Annotated in this window: 9 protein-coding genes; 3 read left to right on the forward strand and 6 right to left on the reverse strand. The window is 45.7% G+C overall.

Features of this window, described 5'->3' with window-relative positions; translation table 11 throughout:
* Nucleotides 1–2371: beta strand repeat-containing protein (locus MOX91_RS08545; protein WP_370397662.1), on the reverse strand; the 2371-nt coding region annotated here is incomplete at its 3' end.
* Nucleotides 2372–2819: 448 nt separating this feature from the next.
* Nucleotides 2820–3209 carry a hypothetical protein gene (locus MOX91_RS08550; protein WP_370397687.1) on the reverse strand — a complete coding sequence of 130 codons (390 nt, stop codon included), beginning with the start codon at nucleotides 3207–3209 and terminating at the stop codon, nucleotides 2820–2822.
* On the opposite strand from MOX91_RS08550, the gene MOX91_RS08555 reads away from it, so the two are divergent.
* Nucleotides 3139–3642 (forward strand): tyrosine-type recombinase/integrase, encoded by a 504-nt coding sequence (locus MOX91_RS08555; RefSeq protein WP_370397686.1) that lies wholly within the window; start codon nucleotides 3139–3141, stop codon nucleotides 3640–3642. The genes MOX91_RS08550 and MOX91_RS08555 overlap by 71 nt on opposite strands.
* Nucleotides 3643–3823: 181 nt before the next feature.
* Here MOX91_RS08555 and MOX91_RS08560 read toward each other — a convergent pair whose 3' ends face one another.
* Together MOX91_RS08560 and MOX91_RS08565 are read right to left on the reverse strand one after the other, a co-directional pair.
* Nucleotides 3824–5323 (reverse strand): HEAT repeat domain-containing protein, encoded by a 1500-nt coding sequence (locus MOX91_RS08560; protein ID WP_370397663.1) that lies wholly within the window; start codon nucleotides 5321–5323, stop codon nucleotides 3824–3826.
* Between the two features lie 30 nt (nucleotides 5324–5353).
* Nucleotides 5354–6691: a Gfo/Idh/MocA family protein gene (locus MOX91_RS08565; protein ID WP_370397664.1), complete on the reverse strand. Its 1338-nt coding sequence runs from the start codon at nucleotides 6689–6691 to the stop codon at nucleotides 5354–5356.
* A gap of 214 nt (nucleotides 6692–6905) precedes the next feature.
* Here MOX91_RS08565 and uvrB point away from each other — a divergent pair, with 214 nt between their 5' ends.
* Complete coding sequence (gene uvrB, locus MOX91_RS08570) at nucleotides 6906–8867, forward strand: excinuclease ABC subunit UvrB (protein ID WP_370397665.1); 1962 nt, start codon at nucleotides 6906–6908, stop codon at nucleotides 8865–8867.
* Between the two features lie 2 nt (nucleotides 8868–8869).
* Here uvrB and MOX91_RS08575 read toward each other — a convergent pair whose 3' ends face one another.
* The gene (locus MOX91_RS08575; protein ID WP_370397666.1) at nucleotides 8870–9793 is read right to left on the reverse strand and encodes a uracil-DNA glycosylase; all 924 of its coding nucleotides are present in this window, start codon (nucleotides 9791–9793) and stop codon (nucleotides 8870–8872) included.
* Between the two features lie 118 nt (nucleotides 9794–9911).
* Between MOX91_RS08575 and araJ the strand changes: the two genes are divergently transcribed.
* Complete coding sequence (araJ, locus tag MOX91_RS08580; protein WP_370397667.1) at nucleotides 9912–11066, forward strand: MFS transporter AraJ; 1155 nt, start codon at nucleotides 9912–9914, stop codon at nucleotides 11064–11066.
* Between the two features lie 65 nt (nucleotides 11067–11131).
* Here araJ and MOX91_RS08585 read toward each other — a convergent pair whose 3' ends face one another.
* The gene (locus MOX91_RS08585) at nucleotides 11132–12964 is read right to left on the reverse strand and encodes a PEP-CTERM sorting domain-containing protein (RefSeq protein ID WP_370397668.1); all 1833 of its coding nucleotides are present in this window, start codon (nucleotides 12962–12964) and stop codon (nucleotides 11132–11134) included.
* Between the last annotated feature and the right edge of the window lie 94 nt (nucleotides 12965–13058).

Below are 13058 nucleotides of genomic sequence, written 5' to 3' on the forward strand. Positions count from 1 at the left end.
CTCCGACTGTTATGTCGCCAACCTTGCCTGCGGATTCTATGCCCGCTACCGTCGCGTTTTCTGCATTGATGTTGCCCAAGTCGCCCGCTGTTATCTTGCCTGCGCTTGTTTCAACATTCAAGTTGCCTGCACCGGAAATATCAATATCGGCACCCTTGCCTATTGTTAATGTTGCATTTTCCTTTATATCGGAAATTGTTGTTTTCCCTGTAATTTCAGCAATATTGGAATTTCCTTGAAGTGCGCCATCAACATTGAGTGTGCCGTCGAGTTTATCGCCTTCCGCGACAGTTATTGACCCCGCATCCTTTATTACAACATTGCCTACTCCCGAAAGTTTCGCATCTCCACTAACTACTGCGGCATTAAAATCGTTGCCATTTAAAGAAATATCAGCAGAACCCAATTTACCCGCAGTTGTATCAATTTTGCCCGAAACGTTGGAAGCAGTGAGCTTGCCGTTAAGATCGCCGGAAGTTGTAACTTTACCGCTTACAGAATCTACTATTACGTCTCCTTCACCTTCTACACTTTTTACATCAACATTGCCTGTTATGTTGGTAGCTGTCAAGTTTGCGGAATTAAGACCAACTGTTACATTACCTGTAGAATTTGTAACTGTAACACCACTTGCAGATGCCTTTTTAATAACAAGATCACCTGCAAGAGAGTCAACGTCAACAGATGTTTTTGTGCTATCTACAGTAATATTTGCCTGTGTGCCATTTTTTACTTCAAGAACATCAACACGGGAAAGCGTTACATTACCATTATTAGCAAGTGAAGAAATTTCACCATTAACATCACCTTGATATTCAATTTTCTGAGCATCAATTTTTGTTGTACCACCTAATGTTTGAAGATCAACATTTGTTGCAGAATTTGCCTTTACATATACATTTGTTGTACCCTCTTCAACTTTTGCAGTAAGAGATGTTGTATCGCCTGCATCTAAGATACCACCTGAAGCCATTGTAGCTTCAACGCTATCAGATGTTGCAACTTTTGCACTTGCATTAACTTGACCAATCTTAACTGCCCCTGCATCTACAATATCAATATCGCCAGCTACATTGCCAAGAGTTACATTATCAACATCACCAAGAGTAACTTTACCTTGTGCCTCTTCAACTGAAACGTTAGCACCTACGTTAACTGCTACATCGCCGGTTGCTGTTGTAATTGTTGTATCACCTGTGATTGTATCAACATTTATATTACCAACAGTTCCAACAGTAAGCGAGCCATCAAGACTATCACCACTTGCAACTGTTACAGAACCTGCATTTCCGATTTCGACATTGCCCTTGCCGTTAAATTTGGCGTCTCCCTTAACTTCGTTCGCCTTAAATTCCGTATCCTGCAATTGAACATCGGCTGCGCCAAGAGAATTAACATCAATATTCTCGGCATATTCCGTAACGGTGAGCTTGCCGCCCAAAGAGTTATCATCGGTGAGTTCAATTTTATTCGCCTTGCCAACGGTCAGATTGCCTTCACCCGCAACAGAAACCGTACCGGAAGCTTCATCAACTTTTACGGTTTTATCGGCAGCAATATTGCCAACTTTTACATCAGTGCCGCTTACAATAGTTACGTCACCCATGGCATTATCAATTGAAATGTCTGCATTCGCAGCACCAATTGTAACATCACCCATGGCATCTTTGATTGAAATGCCTGCATTCGCAGCACCAATTGTAACATCACCCGCAGATTCCGCTTTCAATGCAGTTACAGAACCGTCATTAGCCGTTGCCGACAAAGTTTCAACCGAAATAGTGCCTGCATTTTTAACATCAATTGCGACGGCATTTCCTTGTATTGTGGATTCTGCCGAAATCTTTTTTGCCGAAATATCAACAGAAGCTTCGCCCTTAGATTCTATTGCAACAGCATCATTGGCGGCCTTTACGACAACAGTTCCGTCCCCATTCAAACTTGCAGATGTTGCCTCTTCTGAAAAAATAATGGCAGAAGAGCTTTGATTATTAACAGGTGCGCCTAAATCGTCTTTTGTGACATCAACGTTTAACTCTGCGCCGCTTGCTATAGATACACTTTGGGCTTCTCCGTCAAGAACGATACCGTCCAACTTGGTTTCCTTCATGACAGTCGTGTCATAAACATATTTCGCAGAACCGGACGCGATTTCAACATTTGACACATGTTCGATTTCTTCTTTGTTATTTAAATATTCTCCCTTTGCAAGCGGAGTAAGACGGTTTTCAGTCCCCGCGCCAGTATTTTCAATGATGGTTTTTTCAGAATCTTTATACTGCCAACCATCGTCTTTTGCATATATTCCGGCAGCCGCGCAAAACAATGCGGCGATTGCCATAGGCTTATAAGTTTTATTTTGTTTTTTCATAATATTTTAATGATTTTAAATTATTTTTTGCCAATGATGGTAGTATTTAAAATACTGTATGGATTTCATTTTCATAATTATATAATAATAATATATTTACATAAAAAATAAATTATTAAATATGGGAATACCCCATAAAATCTTTTTCAGATTATTTCCTTTAAGCCGTTCAAATGAAATAAAATGCAAAAAAATCTGGAAAATAGAATTGACATCGGTATTTTAAATACACAATGCAAAATGAAATATTATTATCAAAAAAGTTACTTGAAGGTACAGGTATAACTATTATTGACGCAAGCAGGTTGATAAGGAATATACTGGATAGCAAAGAAGCCATGCCAGATTTTATTTCCGACACCTTGTATTGTCAAAAAGTTATAAATTTAGGCATAAAATCATACAAAGATTATACAAGAAGCCAAAAACTGTTCGAAGCATTTAACATTTATCTTAAAACAAAATCATCGCTTAACAAAGATACTCTTAAAGACATAAAATACATAGCATCAAGGCTTTTCAGAATATGCCCTGAAATGAAAAACGCAACGTTTACAAACTTGACATCCATGAAATGCCAAAAATGGATAGAATCTTGTTTTTCCACTCCATCGCAATTTAACAAGGCAAGAACTTTTCTCTCGGGATTTTTTTCTTTTGCACAAAAAAACAAATGGCTAAAAGAAAATTTCATATCGGAAATAAAAGCAAAAAAGATAAAGGAGAAAAAAATAATTCCACTTAAAATAGAAGAAATAGTAAATCTTTTGGAAATCGTAAAAACAAATAAATTCAAAGAAAGCGCACCTGCGCTCGGAATCATGCTTTGGGCAGGCATTCGCCCAAAAGAAGTATCGCGCTTAAAATGGGAAGACATCGACATGGAAGAAAACGTAATAACAATAACTTCAAATACGAGCAAAACGGGAGGCGTACGCCATGTCGAAATTTTGGATGTCCTAAAAAAATGGCTGTTAAAATACCAAAACGGCAAAACAGGAAAAATATGCCCTCCCGACTGGATTCGCAAATGGAAATCGATACGGGATTCTGCAGGATTTAAAGGCATATGGACAAACGATGTTTTGCGCCATACATTTGCAAGCTACCACTTAAAATACTTTAAAAACCTTATCAGGTTGCAAAGCGAAATGGGGCATCGAGATTTAAATCTGCTTCGCTCGCGATATGTCAATATGAGCGGAATAACAAAAAACGACGCAGAAACTTTTATGACTCTACATAAAACAAACTTTAATCTTCCCAAATAAATTAGAAATAACATTTCAGGTTATTGAAAACCGATTAAAGCATATATAAAATTTGTATTGAAAATTAAGCTATTCAAAAAAAATAAAAAAAGAGTGCCTGTAAAAAACTTTTACAAGCACCTTTTGTTTTTATTTGTCTGAAATAAGACGCAAATACGCCTTAAATTTTACGAGTTAAGCCTTATTTTCTCGGAAGTTTGCCCTTGTATTTAACAAGGTCCTTCATTCTGTCCCAAGGAAGGTTTACGCCCTTTGCCGTAGCCTTTTCCTGCAATTTGTCGAGAGCTTCGGTAGTGGGAGCCACATCGGTGTCGTAAATCGCCAATGAGAAATGGTTCATCATCTGGAAAACTTCCCTGTTCAGCCAGTTGTCGTTGATTTCGATAGCGGTTTCAATGAATTTCAAGAAGTCTTTCATTGTTCCCAATTCTCTGAAAGCCCCGCAAGCGTCGCCGCGTTCCTTGTTTTCCTTGATTGCCTTTACGATGTTCGGCAATGCTTCGGTAAGCCCGCGTGCGCCCGCCAAGCGGATGCAAGAACGGTCGAAGTTTTTAACGCCTTCAAGAATTGCATTGTCCAAAGCCTTGGAGGGCTTCATTGACCTTACTGAATATTCGACCAAGTTGCGGATATGCCCGTTGCCCCAAACAGCCTTGTGCAAATCTATTGCCGCAAAACCCGACTGCTCGTCGCCAATGCATGAGAGAGCCCACGCGCCGCCAAGGCGCACATTGTCGGAATCGGTTTCTTTGAGGGCGTTTATGATGAAATCACGGGCGGCGGGGGTGCCTGTATCGCCCAAAGCGGTCAATACCCAAGCCTTTACAACGTCATCCCTCTTTGCGTAAGAAGCCTTCAAAGTTTCCATCATGGAAGGATCTTCAACTGCGAACTGGATTGCGTAAATCATGTCGCGGCTGTTGTCGGATTCAAGAGCCCTGCGAATTGCCCCCTTGTCTTTTGCGGTGATTTTCTGCTTCTGCTCTTCAAAGCTGTCTTTGGAATACCAACCCTTGGCGGCAATCAAAGACGCGCCGTGGTTAAGGCTTGAAGACTTTTCTTCCTGGAAAGCTTTGATTTTTGTGGGAGCCGCCTTCTTGTCGTAGGCGCGGGTAGCCTGTGCGTTTACAAGACCGCTTGCCAAAACTTTGTCTTTGCTCTTTGCATTTACCAAAATTGTGGAAACCGACTTTTCGGGATTTTGTTGGAGCGCCATTCTTGCGGCGTCTGCAATATCCTTATCTTTGTCGCCAAGAGTTCCCTTCAAGAGGTCAATAGACTTTTCAGAAGGGCAGTTTTGCATAAGCCCCAACAAGAAAATCTTTTGTTCCTTTGATTTCAAATCCTTGCCCTTGATGTTTTTGTAGGCGGAAACGCAGGCGGAAACAAATTCATTGCGCTTTGACTTGTCCATTTTCGGATTGCCGTAATAAAACGACGCCTCCGTGGCAACCCAAGTTTTGATGAAAGCGTTTTCCTGCTGTTCAAAGTTTTTGTTTCTGTCCAAATTCGGGTCTTGAACGCCCGTGCTTACAGCTTCCAAAGACGCCTTTATGACGTCGGCGGGAGTGTTTGCTTCGACAACTGCGGTTGCGTCAGCCACGATTTTCGGCATATTGTCCCAAGCAAAAACGGAGAGAGCCGAAAAAGCGATGAGAGAAGCGATTGATAATTTTTTCATTCTAAAAAAACCTTTCTAATTCGTTTCCAATTATGCGCCCAAGAAGTATGGAGCGCGGCGCGGACGGTCGAGCATTGACGCCGCCTGGTCGTCGCCGATTACCTGTTCTTTCTTCGGATCCCAATTTACCGTGCGGTTCAAGCGCAAAGCGATTGACGACAAATGGCAGATAGACGCGGTTCTGTGGCCGATTTCCGCATTGCAAATGGTGTCGCGACCTGTTATGATTGCGTCAATCCAGTCTTGGCGATGCCCCATGCTCGGATGGAGCTGTGTAGAGCCGGGCTTCAATGCCTGCCTGCCCAATGCGGCATCGGGAACAACTTTGCATACGTTGCCGCGGTTTGTCAAAACTTCGCCGCTTTCGCCAACGAAACGGATGGCTTCGCCGCGCGTGCCGCCGCCCCATTTGCCTTTGCCCATGTCGCCGGGAGGATTGATGTAAACTGTAGTGCCGTCAGCATACTGGTAGAAGCGGCAGGGAACGCCGTCCGTGCCTGCGGGGCAGAACTTTACGGGGCCGGAATGGTCCATACCCTTTGCCCACTGCACAATGTCGAAGTGGTGTGCGCCCCAGTCGCCTTCTTTGCGTGCGCCGTATTCCCAGAATCTGCGCCAACCGCCACCGTAGTCGCCCTTGATACGTTCGGTATGGAACGGACGCCAAGGCGTCGGCCCGAGCCACAAATCATAATTTTCCTTTGGCATCCATTCGGGGAACGGCATTTCCGGAAGTTCCAGCGGAGGCGGGAAGTTGCCGATTGAAATATAAACTTCCTTAAGCTTGCCGATTACGCCGTTGCGAACCAATTCCGCCGCCTTGCGGAAGCAGTATTCGCTACGCTGCTGCGAGCCTGTCTGGAAACGTATATTTGCCTTTTTCGCCGCGTCCGACAAAATTCTGCCTTCGCGGACAGTCAAAGTAAGCGGCTTTTCGCAATAAACGTGCTTGCCGCGCAAAATTGCGTAAAGGGAGATTGCAACGTGCCAGTGGTCGGGAGTTACGATGAACGCCGCGTCAATGTCGTCCCTGTCAAGAGCTTCCTGATAGTGAATGGTCTTTTGCAGAGAATTGCCGATGCCACGATCTTTGTTTATTCTTTCAACTTCGCCGTATACTCTGTCGAGAACGTCAAGTTTTACGTCGCAAACCGACAAAATCTGAGTCCTTGGATTTCTTGCCATGTCGCCGCGGTGGCCACCCGACTGCATGCCGTGGCCGATGAACGCGACGTTAATTCTGTTGCTCGGCGCAACAGTCCCAGCCTTGCCAAGTGCGCTCGAAGGGATGAGCGTCGGCAGGAACACTCCCGCCGCCGCGGCCCCCGCCGCTTTGGATATGAAGTTTCTTCTTGATATGTTTTTCATAAGTTATTTCCCCATTCTTTTTTGTTTAGATGCAAACCGCATTCGCGGGCGCATATAAAAAAATAGTTTAATAGTTAGTTAAATTCAAAGTAAATATTACGCATATAACTTTGTCAACAGATTTTTGCGACATATAATAGTACGGCAAAGTTATCAAAAAAAAGAGTTGAAAAACGGCGATAATATCTAATTTTTTTATCGGCATTGAGAAAAAATGGTTAAGCCTCTTTTTAAATTAAATTCAAAATTTTCCCCTTCCGGCGACCAGCCGCAGGCGATAGAAGGCTTGTGCAAAAGCATAGCTTCGGGAGAAAAATACCAGACTCTCGTCGGAGTCACGGGCTCGGGTAAAACTTTCACGATGGCAAACGTCATCGCAAAATCAAACCGCCCCGCCTTGATAATTTCGCATAATAAAACGCTCGCCGCGCAGCTCTACGCGGAATTTAAGGAATTCTTCCCCGAAAACGCAGTGGAATACTTCGTAAGCTACTATGATTACTACCAGCCCGAAGCCTACATTCCACAGACAGACACATACATCGAAAAGGATTCCTCAATAAACGACGAAATAGAAAAGCTGCGCATATCCGCGGCAAGCTCGCTTGTAAGCAGACGCGACGTTATAGTGATAGCTTCTGTTTCGTGCATTTACGGGTTGGGCTCGCCCGACGACTTCAAAGAAATGATGGTTCCGCTTTTGACGGGGCTTAACTTGGAGCGCAACGTGTTTATCGACAAACTCGTAAAATGCCGCTACACACGCAACGACATATCTTTTGAACGCGGGACTTTCAGAGTCAGAGGAGACGTGGTTGACGTTTTCCCCGCGTATCTCGACACCGCCCTCAGAGTGGAATTTTTCGGAGACGAAATCGACTCCCTGAAAAAAATCGACCCGATAACGGGAGAAGTTATCTGCAAATTAAAACGCTTTGACGTTTACCCCGCGACGAGCTTTGTAACTCCGCAAGACCGCATAGAAGCCGCAATTCCGCGAATAAAAGAAGAGCTTGAAGAACAAGTGAAAGCATTTGAAAAAGCGGGAAAACTCTTGGAAGCCCAGCGCATCAAAATGCGCACTCTCGAAGACTTGGAACTCCTGCACGAAACGGGATTTTGCACGGGAATTGAAAACTATTCGCGCCAAATCGGCGGCAGGGAGCCCGGCTCGCGCCCGTGGTGCCTGCTCGACTTCTTCCCGAAAGACACCCTGCTTTTCATTGACGAAAGCCATGTTTCAGTCCCGCAAATAAGGGGAATGTATAATGGCGACAAATCAAGGAAAAGCCGCCTTGTGGAATACGGGTTCAGGCTCCCCAGCGCGCTCGACAACCGCCCGTTAAAGCCCGAAGAATTTGAAAAACTTACGGGACAAACGGTTTTTGTTTCGGCAACGCCCGCACAGTATGAACTCGAAGAAAGCGGAAAAAATGTCTTCGAGCAAATTATACGCCCCACAGGGCTTCTCGACCCCAAGATGATAATCCGCCCAATCAAGGGGCAGGTTGAAGACTGCATTTCAGAAATTAAAGAAGCCGCAAAACGCAAGGAGAGAGTTTTCGTTACGGCGCTCACAAAGCGCATGAGCGAGCAAATCGCGGATTTTTTGCGCGAAAACGGAGTCAAAACCGAATACCTGCATTCCGACATCGACGCCATTGAAAGAGTGGAAATTCTGCGAAGGCTGAGAAAGGGGAACTTCGACGCCCTTGTCGGCGTAAATCTTTTGAGGGAAGGGTTGGATGTCCCCGAAGTATCCCTCGTCTGCATTTTGGACGCCGACAAGGAAGGCTTTTTAAGAAGCGCGACAAGCCTTATACAAACCGCGGGAAGAGCCGCTCGGCACGTTGACGGCAGGGTGATTTTATACGCCGACCAAATGACAAAATCATTGAGGGAAGCCGTGGGCGTTTGCGAGCGCAGACGCCTTGCCCAACAAAGGTACAACGAAAGAAACGGCATCACCCCGAAAAGCGTTTCAAAACCCATAATGGATTCGCTCGTAAAGCAGGATGAAAAATCCGAAAAAGTCCCCGAAAAAGAGGACGAATTAAAAGAGCTTATCGCTGAGCTTCAAGCGGAAATGTTAGAAGCCGCCGACAGGCTCGAATTTGAAAAGGCGGCGCATATCCGCGACCAAATAAACATCTTGAAAAAACGCAAGAAGGCGTAAAATCACAAAAAGTAGCCCCTCTGCTTTTCGGAAATCGGAATGCCCACGCGCTCCATTACCGCCATCATGTCCTCCCAGACTTGGCGTTTTTTCTCGTTTGAAGCGTATTGAAGCAGAAAAGACGGGTGGTATGTGACCATCAGGTCGGTATTGTTGAAAGAATGCCATTTCCCGCGAATTGCGCCCATTCTGCGCTTGGTATCCGCGCCCAAAAGCCCCGTCACGGCAGTGTTGCCGAGAGCAACGATGACTTTCGGCTTTACAATGTCGATTTGCGCCTTCAAGTACGGCAGGCAATACGCCATTTCGACTTCAGTGGGCGGGCGGTTGCCCGTGCGCGTCGGAAGTTCGGGACGCCAATTCATAATGTTTCCGATATAAACCTGCTCCCTTTCAAGCCCCATCGCCTTTATTATTTTTGTGAGAAGCTGACCCGCCTTGCCGACAAAAGGCTCGCCTTGTATTTCTTCGTCAGCCCCCGGAGCTTCGCCGCAGAAAAATATGTCGGCGTCGAGATTTCCAACCCCGAAAACGATTTTCTTGCCCTCGCGCAAATGGCGCGCACAAACCTTGTCGCCCAAAACGATTTCGCGCAAGGCTTCCCAGCGGGTTTTCTTGTCGGCTTCGGGCAAAACAAAGGGCGTGGGCTCGGGAACCGCCTCTATTTCAAAATCTCTGCCGCCAACCACGATTTTCAATTTTTGCGCCATCTGATGCTGTTTTGTCTCTTCCTGTTTCTTGAAATCGAAGTCCACTTTTTTTACAAACTCAACCTCGTCGGGAGTGTCTATGACTTCTTGCCCGTCGGCAATCCTCGCGAACTTTGTAAGCTCCTCAAACGCCTCTTCGCTCAAAGGAATTCCCTCTTCCCCCTCGGCGCGCAAGCGTTTAAGCTCGTCAACAATAGCCCAGATTGCCTCTTTCATATAAAAGACAATTTAGTATGCGGCAAAAACTTGCCAAGCTTTTTTTCTGTTTTGAAAAATTTTGCTTGCGATTTTCCTTTAAAATTTTTCGGATTTTCGATTTTAAACAACGGATTTTATGAAAAAACCTCTGTCAGCCCTCGCCGCAGGCACTCTCGTTCTGGGAATAGCCGAATTTATGATTATGGGAATTTTGCCCAATGTGGCAAACGGACTCGGCATATCAAACGCAACGGCTGGGCACTTGATTTCCGCATACGCAATAGGAGTTTGCTTCGGTGCCCCGATGCTTGTTTTGGCGCGAAAGTTTGCGCTAAAAAACATTCTACTTGCGCTTGTCGGAATTATGGTTTTGGGAAATTTCTGCGCTGCAATCGCCCCTAACTACCATTTTATGATGCTTGCAAGGTTTGTTTCGGGGCTTCCGCATGGCGCGTACTTCGGCGTAGCCTCGATAGTCGCCCTTAAACTCGCCCCGAAAGGCAAAACCGCCCTTGCAATCTCGATTATGATTTCGGGCATGACCATTGCAAACCTCTTCGGAGTTCCGCTCGGAACAACGATTTCCACGCTTCTTTCGTGGCGCGCCGCATTCTTTCTTACAAGCATGTGCGGACTTGCGGCGCTCTTTTTGGTTTTCCGCCTCATTCCGCAAGTGGGCGGGATTGAAGACACGGGCTTTAAGGGACAGTTCAAATTCCTAAAAAGCATAATGCCATGGCTTTTGATAGCCTGCACACTGCTCGGAAACGGAAGCATATTCTGCTGGTACAGCTACATAAATCCCCTGCTTACGGAAGTGTCGGGATTTCCCGAAAAGTCCATAAGCCTTTTGATGTTTCTGGCGGGAGTCGGAATGGTGTGCGGAAACATGCTAAGCGGCAAGCTTTCCGACAAGTTTACTCCCGCAAAAGTAGCTACCGCCGTGCAGGGAATAATCGCAATAAGCTTGATGCTAATATTCTTTTTTGCGCAATATCCGATACTCTCGGCAACGCTTATGTTTATATGCACCTTCTGCCTGTTCGCGCTCGGTTCCCCCGAGCAGCTTCTGCTTTTGCAGTACTCGAAAGGCGGGGAAATGCTCGGAGCCGCATGCGTGCAAATCGCGTTTAATTTGGGAAACGCAATCGGCGCATACGCAGGCGGTCTTCCGATAGAAGGGGGTCTTCCCTACAACTATACGGCGCTCGTCGGCTTCCCCGCCGCCTGCTTGGGCTTTATCCTGTTTTTTACTTTCACAATCCGCTCTAAAAAATTCAGTTTTCAATAAAAAAGGCGTCCCGATTGGAACGCCTTTTTTAGGTTTAAAATAAGTAATTTATATAGCAAAGAAAGCTATTTTCTTTTGCGCCATGTGGCAAACGCAAGGGCAAGCGCGCCGAAAATTGCCGCATACGTCGCAGGCTCGGGAACATTTGTTGAAAATACCCTGACGCCCAAAGTTTTGTCGCCGAACAAAAGCTCATAGTCGTCCGACCCTGTGACGCTGAAATACTGGTCCAAATCCCCTTCTATTTCGAGAAGAAGATTTTGAGCGTTGTTATTTATGCTTATGAGCGTAAATTCGTCGCCGTTAATTTCGTCTTTTACAATGTATTTTGAAAAGTCGATTTCAATAAGCCCCGTAAAAACCGTGGAGAAATTATTTATATTGACAGTGGAAAAGCCGTCGGCGTCCGCAATGAATTCAAAGCCGCCGCCCGTTTTTTTGCCGTCGGCGCCCACATTCCCCGAGAAGTACGACTGGAAAGAATTTGCCACATTTATTGTGTGCCCCGAGCCCTCGACGATGAACTTTGCCTTGCCGTTTGAGGTACCCTCGTTGCCGATAAACAGGTTAAACGTTTTAAACGTATTGTTTTTGCCGCGGATTTCCAAGGCAGCCTCGCCGCCTGTCATGGCGGTTCTGCCAATCAAAAAGCTCATTGCCGACTTATACTCCGCCTTGTTGTTTTCGCCGCCCAAAACCCAGCGGTTCTCGCCGCCCTGCATAGCGCGGCCAACCATATTGTTGCCGGAGAAATAAATTTCGTTGTTCGAGCCCGCCACTTCAAATACGGCAACGCCGCCCTTCTGGTTGTCGGCATAGGCGTTTATGCCTTGCGAGGCTGTTATGACGTTGCCCGTGCCCGATACCAAGAACCTGTTGGTGCCGCCCGAAAATATGTTGCTTGAGTTGCCGTAGCCAACTTGCGCAGTGTTGAAATTAACGGCGTTGCCCGTGCCGCTAACAACAAACTCGTTCACGCCGCCCGACATATCCCAGGCGGAGGCAACGTTTATTGTTGCGGTCGTTGTAAATTCGTTATTTTCGCCTGATATATAAATGCCGTTTGTGCCGCCGCTTTGAGAGCCTGAAGCGCTGTAATTTCCGTTATTCGAGCCGCCAATGCGCATATTTTTCGTTACGGAAACCGTATTTTGCTGCCCGCCCATTACAATTTGCGCGGTGCCGCCCTCCTGCGTGGCGTTGTTTGCGCCCACAAACAAATCGTTAAAAGAGAGCTCCGAGCCTTTGCCGTCCAAAACAATTTCCGCAACGCCGCCTTTTATCGCGCTATTCGACGAATTCGCCCCGACATATAAATTTGTCTGGAAAGTCGCGGAAGAATTGTCGCCAATGCTCACAGTGTTGCGCGCGGCGGAATTTTCGGCGGTTGAAAGATATATAAAAGAGTTTACGGAGGAGGGAACGGCAAACGAATTTCTGCCCGACGCCTCGGCGGAGGAAGAATGCACCCTAACCAAATTTTGCCCCGACACAGAGGTTACGTTGCCCATCATAAACGACCAGCCGCTCTTATCGGAGAAAGAGTTACCGCTTCCTAAAATTCCAAGATACGAATTGTTGTTTGCGCCATCGCCCACATAAATATTTGACTTTGTCGTGCCCGCGCCCACAAGCGAATTGCCCGTGCCCAAAATTTCAAGCGAAACATTGCCCCTGATATTCATGTGGTTAAATGAAAGGCTTTTCCCCGTTCCGTCCAAAACCGCGGAAGTTCCGTTATTTGTAATGTTTAAAATATCCGACGTTGTTATTTCTTCCGCGCCCCAATTTGAAAGGTCGAGAATATCCACATTCTCTCCCGAAGTAAGATAATAATCCGCCCCAAATGCCATAAACGCGGCGGAAGCAAAAATAGATGTTGATATCAGTTTTTTCATATAGCCAAATTATTTAGTTTTTTGGATTTAATAAAAATTTATAAGAGCATTTTTTAAATGTCAAACACTATTTAAGCAAGAAAACAAAAAAAAT

Source organism: Intestinicryptomonas porci (genome assembly GCF_033971905.1).
Lineage (GTDB): Bacteria > Verrucomicrobiota > Verrucomicrobiia > Opitutales > Intestinicryptomonadaceae > Intestinicryptomonas > Intestinicryptomonas porci.

What these genes read in the sequence shown, in the direction of transcription:
- MOX91_RS08550 (WP_370397687.1), bottom strand. Translation starts at nt 3,209, where the DNA reads ATGCCTGCCCAAAGCATGATTCCGAGCGCAGGTGCGCTTTCTTTGAAT.
- MOX91_RS08560 (WP_370397663.1), bottom strand. Translation starts at nt 5,323, where the DNA reads ATGAAAAAATTATCAATCGCTTCTCTCATCGCTTTTTCGGCTCTCTCC.
- MOX91_RS08565 (WP_370397664.1), bottom strand. Translation starts at nt 6,691, where the DNA reads ATGAAAAACATATCAAGAAGAAACTTCATATCCAAAGCGGCGGGGGCC.
- uvrB (WP_370397665.1), top strand. Translation starts at nt 6,906, where the DNA reads ATGGTTAAGCCTCTTTTTAAATTAAATTCAAAATTTTCCCCTTCCGGC.
- MOX91_RS08575 (WP_370397666.1), bottom strand. Translation starts at nt 9,793, where the DNA reads ATGAAAGAGGCAATCTGGGCTATTGTTGACGAGCTTAAACGCTTGCGC.
- araJ (WP_370397667.1), top strand. Translation starts at nt 9,912, where the DNA reads ATGAAAAAACCTCTGTCAGCCCTCGCCGCAGGCACTCTCGTTCTGGGA.
- MOX91_RS08585 (WP_370397668.1), bottom strand. Translation starts at nt 12,964, where the DNA reads ATGAAAAAACTGATATCAACATCTATTTTTGCTTCCGCCGCGTTTATG.